The 17,126-nt window shown below is 46.1% G+C and carries 15 protein-coding genes; 3 read left to right on the forward strand and 12 right to left on the reverse strand.

All coding sequences use genetic code 11. The features are described from left to right. Positions 1-56 precede the first annotated feature (56 nt). Complete coding sequence (locus tag MH117_RS20470) at positions 57-482, reverse strand: cell wall hydrolase (protein WP_239331941.1); 426 nt, start codon at positions 480-482, stop codon at positions 57-59. A 172-nt stretch (positions 483-654) separates the two neighbouring features. Here MH117_RS20470 and MH117_RS20475 point away from each other — a divergent pair, with 172 nt between their 5' ends. Continuing rightward, positions 655-1,752 (forward strand): foldase protein PrsA, encoded by a 1,098-nt coding sequence (locus tag MH117_RS20475; protein WP_239331943.1) that lies wholly within the window; start codon positions 655-657, stop codon positions 1,750-1,752. 92 nt (positions 1,753-1,844) lie between these two features. Here MH117_RS20475 and MH117_RS20480 read toward each other — a convergent pair whose 3' ends face one another. The 9 genes from MH117_RS20480 to MH117_RS20520 all read right to left on the reverse strand — a co-directional run bounded on the left by MH117_RS20480 (position 1,845) and on the right by MH117_RS20520 (position 10,740). Then, positions 1,845-2,372, reverse strand: a complete 528-nt coding sequence (locus MH117_RS20480) for a hypothetical protein (RefSeq protein WP_275444757.1) — start codon at positions 2,370-2,372, stop codon at positions 1,845-1,847. A gap of 131 nt (positions 2,373-2,503) precedes the next feature. Continuing rightward, positions 2,504-3,388, reverse strand: a complete 885-nt coding sequence (pstA, locus tag MH117_RS20485) for a phosphate ABC transporter permease PstA (protein WP_239331945.1) — start codon at positions 3,386-3,388, stop codon at positions 2,504-2,506. Further along, positions 3,385-4,338: a phosphate ABC transporter permease subunit PstC gene (gene pstC, locus MH117_RS20490; protein WP_239332379.1), complete on the reverse strand. Its 954-nt coding sequence runs from the start codon at positions 4,336-4,338 to the stop codon at positions 3,385-3,387. Before pstC ends, pstA begins: the two co-directional genes overlap by 4 nt. 88 nt (positions 4,339-4,426) lie before the next feature. Further along, the gene (locus MH117_RS20495) at positions 4,427-5,287 is read right to left on the reverse strand and encodes a phosphate ABC transporter substrate-binding protein (RefSeq protein WP_239331947.1); all 861 of its coding nucleotides are present in this window, start codon (positions 5,285-5,287) and stop codon (positions 4,427-4,429) included. A 45-nt stretch (positions 5,288-5,332) separates the two neighbouring features. Next, entirely contained in the window at positions 5,333-6,772 is a 1,440-nt protein-coding gene (locus MH117_RS20500) for a hypothetical protein (RefSeq protein WP_239331949.1), read from the reverse strand. A gap of 359 nt (positions 6,773-7,131) precedes the next feature. Continuing rightward, the gene (locus MH117_RS20505; protein WP_239331951.1) at positions 7,132-7,761 is read right to left on the reverse strand and encodes an NAD(P)H-dependent oxidoreductase; all 630 of its coding nucleotides are present in this window, start codon (positions 7,759-7,761) and stop codon (positions 7,132-7,134) included. A 125-nt stretch (positions 7,762-7,886) separates the two neighbouring features. After that, positions 7,887-9,104: an MFS transporter gene (locus MH117_RS20510; protein ID WP_239331953.1), complete on the reverse strand. Its 1,218-nt coding sequence runs from the start codon at positions 9,102-9,104 to the stop codon at positions 7,887-7,889. Between the two features lie 20 nt (positions 9,105-9,124). Further along, a complete protein-coding gene (locus MH117_RS20515; protein WP_239331955.1) occupies positions 9,125-9,583 on the reverse strand; it encodes a MarR family winged helix-turn-helix transcriptional regulator in 459 nt (152 codons plus the stop codon). Positions 9,584-9,711: 128 nt separating this feature from the next. Beyond that, positions 9,712-10,740 (reverse strand): hypothetical protein, encoded by a 1,029-nt coding sequence (locus tag MH117_RS20520; protein ID WP_239331957.1) that lies wholly within the window; start codon positions 10,738-10,740, stop codon positions 9,712-9,714. A 745-nt stretch (positions 10,741-11,485) separates the two neighbouring features. Between MH117_RS20520 and MH117_RS20525 the strand changes: the two genes are divergently transcribed. After that, on the forward strand, positions 11,486-12,340 hold the full coding sequence (locus tag MH117_RS20525; protein WP_239331959.1) for a GRP family sugar transporter: 855 nt from the start codon (positions 11,486-11,488) through the stop codon (positions 12,338-12,340). 131 nt (positions 12,341-12,471) lie between these two features. On the opposite strand, the gene MH117_RS20530 is transcribed toward MH117_RS20525, so the two are convergent. Next, positions 12,472-14,367, reverse strand: a complete 1,896-nt coding sequence (locus MH117_RS20530; RefSeq protein WP_239331961.1) for a PrkA family serine protein kinase — start codon at positions 14,365-14,367, stop codon at positions 12,472-12,474. A gap of 316 nt (positions 14,368-14,683) precedes the next feature. On the opposite strand from MH117_RS20530, the gene MH117_RS20535 reads away from it, so the two are divergent. Beyond that, positions 14,684-15,673 (forward strand): DUF2161 family putative PD-(D/E)XK-type phosphodiesterase, encoded by a 990-nt coding sequence (locus MH117_RS20535; RefSeq protein WP_239331963.1) that lies wholly within the window; start codon positions 14,684-14,686, stop codon positions 15,671-15,673. A 175-nt stretch (positions 15,674-15,848) separates the two neighbouring features. Here MH117_RS20535 and MH117_RS20540 read toward each other — a convergent pair whose 3' ends face one another. After that, positions 15,849-17,057 carry an aminotransferase-like domain-containing protein gene (locus MH117_RS20540; protein ID WP_239331964.1) on the reverse strand — a complete coding sequence of 403 codons (1,209 nt, stop codon included), beginning with the start codon at positions 17,055-17,057 and terminating at the stop codon, positions 15,849-15,851. Between the last annotated feature and the right edge of the window lie 69 nt (positions 17,058-17,126).

The raw sequence follows: 17,126 nt of genomic DNA on the forward strand, positions 1-17,126 counted from the left end.
GTCTCTTATAATAGTTGCTAACCTACGCTAATGTGCTTCGGGACAGGCTGGTTGTATTATCTAAATACTGCTGGACAATCGCTAGCTGTTGGTGCAAAGAAGCAGTGCGCTTTAAATCGCCCCGTATTTTGCTGATCGTACCATGTGTCCGGGCAGGCCCCGACAGGGCGAAAGAACCATAATGCGTTAGAGGCTGGCCAAGTTTTCTCACCGCCAATGTTTCTTCTTGCAAGTCGGATGTCCCTATCGCGCGCTTTTTGGTAAAAATAACTTTTTTGAACAGCTTCGAAACCACCCGGATTCTGGTACACCATATCGGGTATGCTTCTAATATTTCGGAAATCGAGACAATCTCCAAGCACACGATTCACACCAACATTACCGACCATCATCATGCCTTGCTCGCCTTCACCTTCGGCTTCCGAACGCATGAGACGGGCCAGCATTCGCTCGTGTTCCGAATTGGATTTAATTACTGCCATTCGGCGCTTTCCCTCCCTTCACACGTTACCATCATATGTGTTATCGCCTAATTGGTGACTTCTGTACGCTTGTCATTTTTAATCTAAAATTAACTTTTGATTAAGGCTGGCCTATACTAAGGCGTATATAGTAAAATTTAGATGTTCGAACTTAGAGGAGGAATAAACTGCAGTGAAAGATCAAGAGACGGAATTAGAAGAGAAGCAGAACAACACGCAGGACAAGCCAACACCTGAACAAACAAGCAACAAGGAGGGTCACGAGGAGCCCATAACAGAGCAGACGCTCCTTACTACACAAGAGACACCAGTAGCTGAATCATTAGTGAATGAGCAGCCGCGCGCAAAGGGAATCGGCACAGGATTCTGGATCGGGACAACCGTTATATTTGCATTGGCATTAGTAGCACTTATTTTGCCGATGTCCATCAAGAGTGACGCTTCCAGCTCTACGGTAGCAACCGTAAATGGAACGTCTATCAGCAAGGATAAATTGTATGATGAACTCGCTAAGCAGGGCGGGGCACAGACGCTGGACACCCTGATCACCAATGAGCTTATTCGTCAAGAGATGACGAAGGCAAACTTGACTATCTCAGATGCTGATATTAACAAAGAGATGGAAAAGGTTAAGAAAGGCTTTAATTCTGAAGATGAGCTGAACGCCGCACTGGCACAAGCAGGCATGACTACAGAGACATTGCGTCAACAGGTTGTGAAGCAATTAGAACTCACTAAACTTCTGTCCGTCAAAGTATCGGTTACAGACGATGAAGTGAAGCAAATGTTCGAGCAGAACAAAGCCAGCATGGACACGCCTGAGCAAGTTCGTGCATCTCATATTTTAGTGAAAACCAAAGAAGAAGCTGACGCCATTGTAAAACAGCTTAAAGAAGGCGCAGACTTTGCAGCACTAGCCAAAGAGAAGTCATCGGATGGTTCCAAAGACAAAGGAGGAGACCTCGGTTTCTTTGGAGCTGGAGCAATGGTGCCTGAATTCGAAAAAGCGGCCTTTGCTTTGAAGACGGGAGAGGTAAGTGAACCGGTCAAGAGTCAATTTGGCTACCATGTCATTAAGACGACTGATCGCAAGGCAGCCCATACTGCTACATTTGAAGAGAAGAAAGGCGACATCAAGGACGCGCTTATCGCTCAGAAAGTGTCTCAGTTGTATCCTTCCTGGATTGAAGAACTGAAGTCCAAGGCTACCATCACCAATTCTTTGGAAAAGAAAGCCGCTACACCGACTGAAGGAGAATCTCACTCCTAATATGAATTGGGGTCAGCCGCTCCTATGCAGTTGACCGCAATGCCAAAGACTCCACTCAAGCTGATGCCTGACTGGAGTCTTTGTTTTATCCTTTATGTTGCATCTGTCCCTACCCAATCCCATCGCTGCCGATATTGTGTCAGCCGTGGATGAATGTGATCTGGTTCTGCTGACAGGAGTAATCTAACCTTAACGATCCAAGCCTCAAAGGACGCGTATGAAGCTAATAAGTTAGCCATGTCCGGCGTGACGTACAAGAAATAGGGTGCCCGATAGGTGTCCATTATGTGGTGGAGCGCCGTTTCTACTGGCGTATATTTCTTCCGTCTTCCCTCCCAGCTTTCAATGGCAACATCATGATAACCGCGATCGCGTTTCCATTCATGCAATCGATCTTCCCGCTTGTAATAAGCACTAACTGGTTCAGCATACATCCTTTTAGTGCTTTGCTCATGCAGCGGGTACAATACCAGCTTGGCAAAAGACCGCTGTTCAGCCTGCTGTACCGCCAGATCTAACTGTATGTCCGACGTGTGCTCAAACGAATCATAATAAATTAACGTGCCTTTGGATAAGGCTTCTGCCGGCTCATATCCATACGGTATCTTTATATTCCGCATGATGCATCCTCCCACGTATCATATTTTGGCTTAGTATCTCCAATTATACGTATTTGACCAAGCTATTGATACGCAAATAAGCGAGCCTATGTTAGACTCGCTCCGCTTGGTACGTGACTTAAACTTAAGTATTAGCGCTGCTTCATACGCCGATTGTTCAACCACAGCGGGATTCGGAATATCAGATTAATAAATAATACGACAAACACAAGGACCGCAGCGGACTTGTCTGCAATCGAAGCCGCATCCTCTACTATCGCTTCCGATTGGACGTACCATAGATGCACAGCCAACGTTTCTCCTGGCGAAAATAAATTAAAATCCCACATTTCACCAGACGTGCTTAATCCTGCCGTCAAAATAATAACCGCCGACTCACCAAATGCACGTCCTGCCACGAGGCAAATGCCTGTAATAATTCCCTGCAGCGCAACTGGAATAACAACTGTACGGATTACTTGGAACTTCGTTGTACCAAGCGCATATGAAGCATTGCGCAATTCTTCTGGCACTGCTCGAATCGCTTCTTCGGTCACACGAGCCAGCATTGGCAAGTTCAAAAATGCCAAACTGACAGCGCCACCCACAATCGTAAGTCCAACTTGAAAATATTCAGCAAATATAGCCAGACCAAGCAAGCCAAATACGATCGATGGTACAGATGACAACGTCTCTACAGCCATACGCAGTATCTCAGTAAAACGATTGTTCGGAGCATATTCGGCTAAGTAAATACCTGCCCCTACCCCAATAGGTACAGAAATAACAAGGGAGATTATTAAGATGTAAAAAGAGTTAAATAGAACCGGACCAATACCGCCACCCGCATCCATCTCCTCAGGAACCTTTGTCAAAAAGTCCAGCGTGATACTAGGCAGTCCTTTGCTCAAAATCGTGTACAGCATCCAGAAAATGAGCAGCAGCACGGCGCAGCCAAGCAAGTAGAACAACCCAGTGGCCGTATGATTGTAGAGTTTGGCCCGCTTGTTGCGATTCGTATTTACAAATGAATTCATGCTTCCTGCCTCCGTTTGCGGCTCATTAAGCGAATGATGAGAATCAGAATAAAGGAAATGATGAGCAAAAGGAACGCCATCATATGAAGCGCATAGTTCCACGTTGATTCAAATTCAACGTTGCTGATCTGCATCACAATATTACTCGTCAGCACCGACGTTGGCATAAAGAGATCTGTCGCCAACTGGGCCGTATTACCGATTACCATCACAACCGCCATCGTCTCGCCGATGGCACGTGTCATACCAAGAATAATCGCAGCCACAATCCCTCTGCCTGCCGCTGGCAGCACTACACGCATCATTACCTGCAAACGCGTTGATCCAAGCGCATAAGCCGCTTCTCGATACTTCTTCGGCACCGCCGCAATAGCTTCGTCGCTAACGCGGGCAATCGTCGGCAGAATCATCAGTGCCAGCACGAGCGCTGCTGCGAACAGGCCATCACCTAGATTCTCTCCACTCCATTCGCGGAGCAGCGGAATTAAGACAGTCAACCCCAGATAACCATATACAATTGAAGGTATACCTACCAGCAGGTCCAGAACAGGTCTTACAAATTGCTTAAACCATTCCGGTGCAATCTCGACCAGCAAGAACGCCATTCCCACTGAAATCGGCACAGCAATTAGCAGTGTAATTCCAGTCAATGACAGCGTATTTAATATAAAAGCCAACGCTCCAAAATGCCCTTCCTCAGGTGTCCAATCCATGGATAAGAAGAAGTCTGCAAAGCTAATGTCCTTAAAGGTGAGGATGCCCGTCTTTCCAATAAAGAAAATAACTAATGCTAGTACCAAACATAACATTAGGATACTGAACAGAAAAATGTATTTAAATAGCTTATTTGTAAATTGAACTCGCGCGTAACGATTAAAACGGCGCCGATTGGATGTCTTTAACAAGCTGGCGCCCTCCATGGACGCGATTCTCTGCACTTCAGTGCTCATGCTCATCGTTGTTCCCCCATATAACGGCCAGCCTCTTTAGGTTGAGAGGCTGGCCGTTATGAACAATATGGAATCTAGTTCTAACCGATTATTTCATAGCAGAAAGCGGGATGAATTTTAACTTTTTCAACGAACCTTGTTGGAACTTGGAGCTTTGCACATATTCAATAAATGCCTTAGTCGCGCCAGTAGGCTGGCCTTTTGTCATATAATAGCCGTAAGACCACACTTTATATTTGCCATTAATGACGTTGTCTGTTGTTGGTTCTACGCCGTTAAATTTCACAGCCTTCACATCACTGTTTACATAAACAAGGTCGATATAACCAATAGCGTTAGGTGTTGTTGCGACTGCTGTTTTCATATCGCCGCTAGAGCCTACTTCTTTATAGTTCTCTTTCTTCTTTGTGATATCTCCGCCACCAAGTGCTTTCAGTTGATAGTTAACACGAGTACCGGAACCAAAAGCACGTGTAATTACAACGATATCCGAATCACTGCCGCCTACGTCTTTCCAGTTCGTAATCTTGCCGGAGTAAATCCCTTTTAATTGTTCTGTAGTCAGGTTGCTTACGCCCACATTTTTATTTACGATAGTCGCGAACGGAATTACTGCCACTTTGTTAGCAACTTGGCCGTCAAAGGCCTTAAAGCCTGGAACATCTATTGAGGCATCCCAGTCGCATGCGCCAATTTGAGCAATACCTTTCTTAACCGCTTGTGGTCCTGTAACAGATCCTTTACCGGAAGCTGCAATTTTAACTTTCGGATTCAGCTTCTGAAATTCCTTAGCTGCTTGTAAAGTCATCGGCAGCAAAGCTGTAGAACCGTTAATCGTAATGCGGCCTTTTAGTTCTTCTTTAGCAGAAGCAGCACCGCTAAATAAAGTTGTTACTGCAAATAAAGAAACAATAAGAGCCATCGAAAATGCGCGAACTCGTTTGTTCATTTTATATTTCTCCTCTCGTGCGTACACGTCATTGTAGTGGATCTGTTATTTACTTAGCTTTGTTGCTTTGCCTTCCGAAATGACAATGGCAGAACCGTCTTCGATTGCCGCAATGCTCGTTCCATTGGCTGACGGCGTCAGCTCGGTAATCGAACCGGATGTACTATACAGTACGTTTTTCTTACCATCCGCTTTGACTTCATATACCTTTGTGCTGCCATCTTTGGATGTACCCGCTACGAATAATTGTCCAGATGCAGACAACGCAGCTACTGTTACATCAATATCATCCACCAGGATTGTCGTTTTCTTGTCGCTAATCGTAATAGCGGACAGGTTAGCATTAGCTGTACCATCTGGATCGGCACTCACATATACAACTCGACCGTCATTCAGCAAGCTTGCATACAACTTGTTGTCTTTGCCAGTCGTTATTTGAACAGGTTTACCCTCTTTAACGCTTGTATCCAATATGTACAGTTGATCTCCTGCATTGGTATAATCGATAGTTAGAGACTCTTCGGTGCTGTCTGCATCGTTTTTGGCAACACCTGTAATACTTACGGCATACAAGAGCGTCTTGCCATCGGCAGCGATTCGAATATTGGATTTGTTCTCTACCTTATCGTTAACGATTGTCTTGACCGTTCCTGCGTCCAAATTGATGGAAGCAATCTTCTCTTGCTTGTCACCTTGCGCAAAATATAACAGCTTGCTATCCGGTGACCAGCTCAAGTCCGTTTTCACGGAAGAGTCGCTGCCCCAAGTCTGAGTAGATCCACTTGCCAAATCGATCAGGTGGAGCTGGCTGTTGGCGTCCGTGTAGGCCCCCCACTTTCCATCAGGTGATACAGCAAGATCCGCAGCGTCTTCGTTAGCTGACAGCTGCTGATATTCAGCAGTAGTAGGGTTGAAAGCATAGACTTGAATGCCTGCATCAGATGTACGTGTTACAACCGCTTTTCCACTAGCGTTCCATCGTGGAGCGCTGAAATCACCATCAAGCTTCTTGTATCTTGCAAATTGCAATTCGCCTTTATCAGTTGTACGCTCACCGCCCAATGCCGTCACCAATGCATCCAGTTCTACATATAGAACCCCGTTTTTTGAAACAGGAGCTTGCGTGAACTCTAACGTAACACCATCTGCCTGATAAGACTTCACATTCGGCTGGAACTGTATCACATGCAAAGGTTGTCCGCCATATAAGTAGATATTGCCTTGCTCTGCTTCAAGTGCAACATGCAGCGCACTTGCCAGGTCACGGACAGCGTATAAAGTAGTGCCGCCTGTTTGAAGCGCACGCACAGTGCTTGCCTTACCGTCGACTACAATACTTACAGAAGATAATGCTGCTGCCTTCTGGGCAGACGCCAAGATCGTTACCTTGCTCTTGCCAACTTCTGCTGCACCTGAGACACCTGGTACGAGAAAAGAGGAGACAATTATAGAGGTTGCTAATACGGCCAGCATGTTACGTTTCATATTTTCACCCTTTTGTATGTAGTAGGATTCTGGATTCATTTTCACATATGAATGTAAATTCAGTTTCAGCTTCTTGTGAAGATCATGTAAATATTAGATTTTTATAAAATATCGTTCTCAGTCATATGCACACACACGACCAGCCATTCACCTGCCACGTTTGCGACATTATCCCTTCTTTTCGCTGAAATGAGGATGAATGCTGGAAGATGAGAAGAAGCACTCTTTTTACACATCCTTTACCCGAAGAGCTGTAACGCCATCAGATTTGTCTCCAGCAGGACAAACACGATTGCATAAAAAAGAGGAATTCCCCAGTCGCTCTGACCAGGAAATTCCTCTTCTTGTTATCCGTTATCTTATACAGTTGCAAACAATCGTTTTACACTTGCTTCTGCGTTTACTTTAGCAGCTGCCAATAGTGCTTCCGCTTGGTCAGGAGCTGCGTTCATACCTTCAACAACGATATTTTCGAAGTCTGTGATGCCGACAAATCCCATAATCGCTTGCAGGTAGTTGTTAGCAAATTGATAAGCAGGAGCTTCCGCATATGCTCCACCACGCGCTTCGATGTGAACAACTTTCTTGCCGTTTAGCAAGCCTTGCGCGCCTTCTGCTGTGTAACGGAATGTACGGCCTGCAATACACAGGTTGTCGATGTATGCTTTAAGCAGCGGTGGATAGCTCAAATTCCACATAGGTGTTACGAATACAATCAGGTCTGCTGCAATGAATTGATCCAGGATCTCATTCATGCGGCCAAGTGTTTCTTGTTGACCTTGCGACAATTCCGCGCCTGCTGCCGCTTTGCCCCATGCATCAAGTACAACGCCGTCAATAAGCGGAATGTGTTCTTCATAAAGGTTCACTGTTGCAATTTCAACAGCGCCTGCTGCCTGCAGCTCAGACAAGAAATGATCGCTCAAGCGACGTGAGAAGGACATCTCAGTTGGTTTAGGATTCGAGTTCACGACAAGTACTTTTTTCATAAAAATAAAACCTCACTCTCAAAGATTTGTTTAATGTAATTAAATTATTTACTAACTTATAGATAGTATGTTATCTCGAATCCAAGCTAATGTCAAGTCATTTTTAAAAATAGGACCTTAACAAATCAGGCCGACACTGATTCATCCGAATTCACAGCAGACACCCGCCGTGTCTTCCATAAATAGCCTCCATAGACAAGCAGCATGCAAATCGCACTTAATGCGGATATACGATACATCATCGCGTAATTGGTCATCGTAGCCACTGCGCCTAACAACAATGAGCCTACTGCTACGCCGAGGTCAACCGAGTTATAAAAAGCGCCTGTAGCCGCCGCTCGACGTTCGACCGCCACTCGCTGAACCGTCCAGGCTTGAAGTGCAGGCTGCAAAGCTCCATACCCAAGCCCATACACACATGCCGCCATAATGAGCATGCTCGTCGAATGACTCCATGACAGGAGCAGAAGCCCCGTCCCGAACAGCACACAACCAGCAGGCACGATAGCAAGATGACCAAATCTGTCATACAACTTGCCTGAGAATATACGTACAACCAAAATCGCAAGTGCGTTAAATAAAAAGAACATCCCTACATTCCCAATTCCCGCTTCTTTGCCAAACATCGTAATAAACGTTAAAATGCCCCCGTACGTAATCGTCATCAGCCAATTCAGTAAACAAGGAAGCAGTGCTTTACGATCCATCCATGGACCACTGCTTCCGCTTTTAGTCGGTTTGGGGCTGCCTACTGGCTCAGAACTTTTTAAGTTGAGCAAAAGAGGAAATACAATAATAACGAGAATAAATGCAGTAACAATTAACGTTTGGTAACCAAATTGACCTAACAGCCACAAACCGACAATAGGACCTAATGCCATCGCCAGACTATTCGCCAAGCCAAAGAAACCCATCCCCTCTCCCATACGTAGCGGCGGAATGACACGGGTGACTAACGTCCCAACGGCAGTACTCGTCATCCCAAATCCTATCCCATAAATAATTCTCACGCCCATAAACAACAACAAGGACGGTACAATACCATAGGCTCCGGTTGATAACGAATAGATAGCTAACCCTATCCAAAGAAATGTCATCGGCTTAAACCGTTCAAAGCTTCTCCCCGCAAACAGCCTTGTCACGATAGCCGATAGAGCAAATAAACTGACCACCAGACTGACGGTTAAACTGCCAGCTTGATATGTATCTGCCACATAAGCAGGCAGAGACGGTGTGATCATTAACAAGTTTAAAGATAATAAGAAATTGGACATCGTCATGATCATAAAAGATTTAGTCCACAGCTTTGGCTCCGCTGTGACTGTATGGATTGTATTGCTCACTTTCTGTCTCCCACTTTCATTTATGCTCGATTTTGCTGGTCTGTTGATCGTACATTGCGCTGAACATGCAGCATATCCTGTACAAGCCGCTCTTCCTCCGCGGACGAGAATCCGGCCATCAGTTCGGCAATAAAAGCCTGCTCTATCGGAATCAACTGTTCGATCAACGCCTCGCCTGCTGCAGTTAATCTGATTTCATAGGCGCGCTTGTCCCGCGCAGACTGCATACGCTGTATGAATCCTTTCCGAACAAGATGCTGTATGATACGCGTCACCGTTGGCTGATCTTTATCACATCGTTCGGCCAACTCCACCTGGGTGATTCCATTTTCATCTATGAGGCGGCTTAATACAGCCCACTGTTCTCGTGTAATATCATACGGTCGAATTCGAGCAGATAACTCCATTGAAACTTGGCGATAGGTTTGTGCGAGCAAATATCCAAACTTCCGTTCAAATGAAGGCAAAATTTCAATCACTTCCTTTCCAAAGTCTCTGTAAACCCATTTAACCTATTTACTTAGCATAACAATGATTATATAAGTAATTAATGTCATATGCAAAGAAAAACAGAGTGACTCCCGAAGAAGTCGCTCTGTCCTTAGTGTTATACCAAATGAGATTGTGAAGTGTAGCTCTTTAAGTAACCACCTGGTGCATAACTGCTAGCTGAATAGCTTTGATTGTTATCCCCGCTATAGGTTTGTCCTGTGATGTTTTGAGCTTGTCCCGCAGCCGAATAATTGCTCGACACGAAATTGGATTGCTCACCATAGCCTTGTCCGTTCACACTATTGGTTTGACCATACGATTGATACCCGCTAGATACTCCATTTTGTTGTGCACCCTGTGTCTGCGCCGTGATGCTTTGTACTTGGCCATACGGCTGGAAGCTTTGTGGAACTACATTTTGGTGCGCACCATGTGTTTGCGCCGTGATGCTTTGCACTTGGCCGTACGGCTGGAAGCTTTGCGGCACTACATTTTGGTGCGCGCCATGTGTCTGTGCCGTGATGCTTTGCACTTGGCCGTACGGTTGGAAGCTTTGCGGCACTACATTTTGGTGGGCGCCATGTGTCTGCGCCGTGATGCTTTGCACTTGGCCGTACGGTTGGAAGCTTTGCGGCACTACATTTTGGTGGGCGCCATGTGTCTGTGCCGTGATGCTTTGTACTTGGCCGTACGGCTGGAAGCTTTGCGGCACTACATTTTGGTGCGCGCCATGTGTCTGTGCCGTGATGCTTTGCACTTGGCCGTACGGCTGGAAGCTTTGCGGCACTACATTTTGGTGCGCTCCATGTGTCTGTGCTGTGATGCTTTGTACTTGGCCGTACGGCTGGAAGCTTTGCGGCACTACATTTTGGTGGGCGCCATGTGTCTGTGCTGTGATGCTTTGTACTTGGCCGTAGGAGCCATCTGAAGACTGTTGTGCATACCCACCCGTTGCAGATCCATAACCAAGACCTTGTTGATTGGAAGTATAAGATGCTTGACCCCCATAGCCGCCAGAAGCGTAACCACCACTCAAGAGCGTTCCCGATTGATAAGATGCTTGTCCAGCATTGTTAGCATATGCTGTGGAAGCTTGATAAGGTGCATTGGATGGGTAGGATTGACCTATTTGTTCATGTGGCAAACTAATTCCTCCTCATATGTTGAAATGTGTGGTCCGCGAACAGACTACATTCTGCCGTTATGTCGACGCTGTTAGTATGATACTAACCAGGTACATTATGCATTTCGAACAAGTCATTTTAAAAATTTCAAGTAATCCCCTAATAATGTAAATGACTTAATTAAAATGAATTTCATTTACAAAAATGTATCAATTGTATGTTATACCGAATTAATAGTAGAATAGGATGGTATGTGGTCAGGATCATAACAAATATACTTATTGCTGGAGAAAGAGAAAGAGATACATCATGTTCGAATGGAATAACTTCTGACGCGTTCGCTTATTTGGAACTAGCGTACTTATTTAGGGGATTATTCCTTACTTATGCAAAGAAGCGGACATAAAACAGATTCCATAGTTTTCATGGCAACTTCCCCATGTGATGTATGCCCTAATTATCGGAATGGTGATCGGCTCGTTGTATGTCGTCTTCCCTCGCATACCAACTTCAACAGGAGCAGCAGTGATCAGTATATTTACCTTAATAACGGGGCTCGGTAGTACCTTATTCCTAAGCAGAGCGAACGTCTAACCATTCATTGCGAAGTACGTTATTGGACATGATAAAAGGGTGTCTTGCTGCTGACCAGCCGGACACTCTTTTTGAGCTTATATATCGTTACATATCCTCTTCGCAGAACAGACACCTTTGATGAAGCACTTGTTGCTTCATATACTTCAACATTTGAAAAGAGGATGATTTATGGATATCTTGTTAGCCCTTATTCCTGCTTTTACTTGGGGAACCCTGCTGCTTCTCAGCTCTTATTTCGGCGGCAAACCTCATCATCAACTTATAGGCATGACGATAGGAGCGCTTATCTTTGCTCTAGGCGTATTTTTCATCAAAGCACCTGAGCTCACGCCTGTCATCTGGGTTGCCGGCGCTCTCTCTGGCGTACTCTGGTCAGTTGGTCAGTACAATCAATTTAGCAGTGTCACTTATCTTGGGGTATCTCGAACTGTCCCCATCTCAACAGGCATGCAATTATTTGCCACGACGGCATTTGGCGTGTTTGCATTTGGCGAATGGAAGACGACGACCGCGGTTATTCTAGGTATTATCGCAATTGCCTGTATTCTGATAGGTGTCATATTTACAGTTAAAAATGATAAAAGCAGTGAGGGCAACGGCGAGCAGCATATTAGAAAAGGCTTGGGCACCTTGCTCGTGTCTACAATCGGTTATGTAGGATACGTAATTGTTATACGGTGGTATAACATTGACGGTTGGGCTGTTCTATTGCCGCAGGCCATCGGGATGTTTGCAGGTGCTGTTGTCTTTACTTGGAAACATAAACCTTATACCCGATATGCGTTTCGCAACATTTTCACTGGAGTCTGGTGGGGAATCGGTAATCTAGGTTTGCTTATCTCCTTGCCGCGGATTGGTGTCGCTACTAGCTTCTCTCTGTCCCAGACAGGCATTATATTATCTACATTAGGTGGTATTTATTTGCTGGGCGAAAAGAAATCCAAACGACAAATGGCTTATGTCATTATAGGCTGCGTCTTAATTGTAGTTGGAGGCGTCATGATTGGGTTAACCAAAGAGTAATCTCTCTAGATATAATAAGTATAAGATCCTGTACAACACCATACTTAAACACAACAGGGAGGAAACCTACTAGGCTTCCTCCCTGTCTTATAATCATCACTTATTTCATGATCATCCATTTCTTAACTCAACTATCGATTCAGCAAGCTCCCAACATATCTCAGCAATTCATTGGCGCATACCGGGCAGTAACCATGCTCATCGATAAGTCGTGCCGACACCTCATTAATACGTTTCAATTGATTCTCATCTGGTGTCTTCGTAGACGTTGTAATCTTCACGATATCTTTCAGATCTGAGAATAACTTCTTCTCAATTGCTTCCCGCAACCTGTCATGGCTGTTATAGTCGAATTTACGGCCTTTGCGTGAATAAGATGACAAACGAATCAGTATTTCTTCACGGAACGCTTTTTTAGCATTCTCAGACACGCCAATTTGTTCCTCAATTGAACGCATCAACCGCTCATCCGGCTCCATCTCGTCGTCCGTCAACGGATCGCGGATTTTCTTCCAATTACAAAACGCTTCTATGTTGTCGAGATAATTCTCGAACAGCGTCTTCGCAGACTCTTCAAAGGAGTATACGAACGCCTTTTGAACTTCCTTCTTCGCCAACCCGTCATATTCCTTGCGAGCGACAGAAATGAAGTTTAAGTAACGTTCCCGTTCTTCCTTGGTTATGGAAGCGTGCTGATCCAGTCCATCCTTAATTGCTCTCAGCACATCCAACGCGTTAATGCACGACAGATTCTGTTTAATAAGTGCACTGGAAATGCGGTTAATGACGTAACGCGGATCAACGCCTGACATTCCCTCTTCTGAAAATTCGCTTTGCATCTCCTTTAGGTCGTTCTCCTTGTAACCTTCAACCTCTTCCCCATCATACATACGCATTTTCTTCAGCAGGTCCATGCCTTGTTTTTTGGTTTCCTTCAGCCGTGTCAAAATAGAGAATATAGCCGATGCCTTCAGCGCATGAGGAGCAATATGAATATGGCTCATGTCACTTTGACTGATTAGCTTGCTGTATATTTTCTCTTCTTCCGTTACTTTTAAGTTATACGGGATCGGCATCACGATCATCCGAGACTGAAGAGCCTCATTTTTCTTATTTGAAATAAAGGCTTTGTACTCAGATTCGTTAGTATGGGCGATGATAAGTTCATCCGCGGAAATAAGCGCAAACCTACCCGCCTTAAAGTTGCCTTCTTGAGTAAGAGAGAGCAGATTCCAAAGAAATTTTTCATCACATTTTAACATTTCCTGAAATTCCATAAGCCCCCGATTCGCTTTGTTTAACTCGCCATCAAAGCGATAGGCTCGAGGATCCGATTCAGAGCCAAATTCGGTAATCGTGGAAAAATCAATGCTGCCTGTCAGATCTGCAATATCCTGCGACTTCGGGTCAGACGGACTAAACGTCCCGATGCCGACACGGTTTTCCTCTGAGACCAGCACGCGTTCTACCGCCACCTGCTCGATGTCTCCTTCGAATTCAGTCCGCAGCCTCATCTGGCAGGAGGGGCACAGATTCCCTTCAATGCGAACGCCCAGCACGCGTTCTACTTCCGGTCTTAATTCGTTAGGTATTAAATGTAGCGGATCTTCATGCATAGGGCAGCCCTTAATCGCGTACACAGCTCCACGTTCTTGACGTGTGAACTGCTCCAAACCACGCTTTAGCATCGTGACAATTGTTGATTTCCCTCCACTGACAGGACCCATTAACAACAAGATCCGTTTACGTACATCTAATCTTTTGGCAGCCGAATGAAAGTACTCCTCGACTAGCTTTTCGATGGCACGATCCAGTCCGAAAATTTCCTTTTCAAAAAACTTATATCGATTGTGGCCATCAACCTCTTCCACGCCATGTGACGCGATCATCTCATAGACCCTTGAATGAGCGGTCATCGCTGGCGAAGGGTCGTGACGCAGCAATTCAACATATTCTTTAAATGTGCCGGTCCAGCCTAACCGTTCGCTCTCGGCGCGGTGTTCAGCAATCCGTTTGAAAATGTCCATCCCACTAACCTCCCATGCTCCCGATTTGCTACATTGCCCTCCAACACCGTCTCTGTCTACCCTTGCTGGATATACTCGCCTGTCACGCGAATGAACAGTTCGTCATGACTGTCTAACGACTAAATAACTAAAGTGTATTACAATCCTATGCGAGCGCTTTGGATTAGTTTCTCGAAATTTTTCTCGTTAAAGGTTGTCTGGACATCATGTCAGGTCTGCAATCAGGGCTCTTCTTGGCATGCTATAATAAAGCAAGTACACATGAGAAGGTAATCACACGTGTGAAGTGGACGTGCTGTATACGGGAGGAATGTATATGCCTTCTGCCAACAATGGTAGCTTGAGCAAACAGGTACGTAAGGAGACAGATTTATATGCTCCTATCAAATCCTACTGGGAAAGTCGGGGATTCGAGGTGCGGGCAGAAGTACGCCACTGTGATGTTGTTGTGCTTCACCCTAGCATGCCAGAGCATCCCATCATTATAGAAATGAAGGCCTCTATTAATTTAACGCTGCTCTTGCAAGCGATGGAACGGCTGAAGATCTCTTCCGACGTCTACATCGCCGCTGAGCAAAAACGAGGCAAACAAGCAGGACGTCGAAGGCTGAACGCTATCGCTGACATCTGCCGCCGACTTGGTTTAGGACTAATGACGGTCACTTTTTATACGAGGAAAACCCCATTTGTTGAGGTGTTTTGCCACCCGTCGCGTGTAGCAGCGGGGTTGGCGGAAGGCAGCTTGGCAGACCAAATTCCACGGCAGCACAAGACTGAACTACAATCCGACCAGGCAGCAGGACAAGAAACAATCATGCACACTGAAGCAGAAGTAGACACAAGGGATCAGACTCAATCGCCTAGCACATCTATAGTCTTGAGTCCCGGTGCATCCACATACGAAATACAGGATGGTGGAGCAGTGAACTACTCTGTTAATAGTAACGATAGGGGCAGCAAGGCAGCACCTAAGCCCAAAGTTCGCGCAGCTCGCCAGAGCAAGCTGCTGCGCGAATTCGCCGAGCGAAGCGGCGACTATAATGTCGGCGGCAGCACAAAGCGGCCGCTTATGACCGCATACCGTGAGAAGGCGCTGCGCTTGGCGGCCGCGTTAGCCGAAGGGCCGAATCAGCCGGCAAGGCTGCGCGAGCAGAGCGGCGTCGGGGATGCTGCCGCGATCTTGCAGCACAACTATTACGGCTGGTTCGAGCGTACCAAGCGAGGGGTCTACACGCTTACGCCCGAGGGCACTACGGCGCTTGAGCGTTATGCAGATGTGCTTGCAAGCAGCATAGACAAGCCGTAGCGCAGACTTTAGAACGGTGCAAGCTGCACCTTAAGACTGCGACCACGAGCTGTTATCCACTGCGACGCCCGCCGCACATCAAAAAAAGAGCAAGCGAGGAATGAACCGATCCTCACTTGCTCCAGGCGGAATGAAGCTGTATAACTTGATTCATTCCGCTGTCATACGGCCGTGTCTACACGTGACGGCCGAGAAACTCTCCAACAGCTTCGCCCAGACGATCCATCCCCGTATGGATGACCTCAGGCTCCGCAAAGGAATAATTCAGCCGCATCGTATTCCGTTTGGCTTCGCCCGCAAAAAACGGCGTTCCCGGCACAAATGCAACTCCTTTGCCAACTGCGCATTTCAGCAGTGCCTCCGCATCCAATCCTTCCGGCAGCTCCACCCAGAAGAACATACCGCCTTGCGGCATCTTCCACACAGCTTCGCGCCAAGGAACGTCCTGCTGCAGATGTGTGGCCATCGTTTCCATTCGTTCTTTATATACAAGCGACAGCTTATGTATATGGTCATCCAAAGAGAACGTGTCCGATTCCAGCAGTTCACTAAGTATCAGCTGATCGAATACACTTGAATGTAAATCTGAAGACTGCTTGCCGCGTGCCAATCGTTGAATAACACGCTTATCGGCAACAATCCATCCGGTCCGCATGCCTGGTGTCACCGTCTTGCTGAATGTACTCGTGTAAGCAACGATTCGATTGGCTGCATTTCCTTCTAATGCCGCAATATTGGGCACCTTGTTGTTGCTAAACCGCAGCTCTCCGTAAGGATCATCCTCCAAGATCAGCACTTCATGCTCGGTGCATAGCCGCAGCAGCACCTCACGCCGCTCTACACTCCATACACGTCCCGTTGGATTGCTAAATGTTGGCACTACATACACAAACTTAGGTTTATATTTCTTCAGCTTCGCTTCAATATCCTCAGGAATCATCCCGTAATCGTCACTTTCAACACCGATCACGTTTGCCCCGTACAATTGAAGCACCTGCAAACAGGCTAGATAAGTCGGATTCTCCACTAGCACTACGTCACCGGGATCAATCATCGCCTTGGCAAATAAGTCCAAAGATTGCTGCGATCCAGATGTAATCATGATCTCGTCAAGCTCAACGGGTATATTTCGATAGGTAATCATACGTTTGGCTACCCGTTCCCGTAGTGATGTCGCACCTTCAGTTAACCCATATTGGAATGCTTGGGTTCCCATACGGAACACCTGTTCAGAAGCTGATTTAAGCGCATCGATCGGAAACCATTCCTCTGCAGGTAATCCTCCTGCAAAAGAGATAATCCCTTGTCCTTGTGTCAGCTTTAAAATATCTCTCACTGCCGAGCTTTTTACGGCTTCAATCCGTGAGGAAAATGAGTATTTCATTATATACCGCCCCTTTCACTATTTCCAAAATATACACCTATGCCCGTTACTTTGCAATCGCAAACTCAT

It is taken from the genome of Paenibacillus sp. ACRRX (assembly GCF_022346885.1).
Lineage (GTDB): Bacteria > Bacillota > Bacilli > Paenibacillales > Paenibacillaceae > Paenibacillus_B.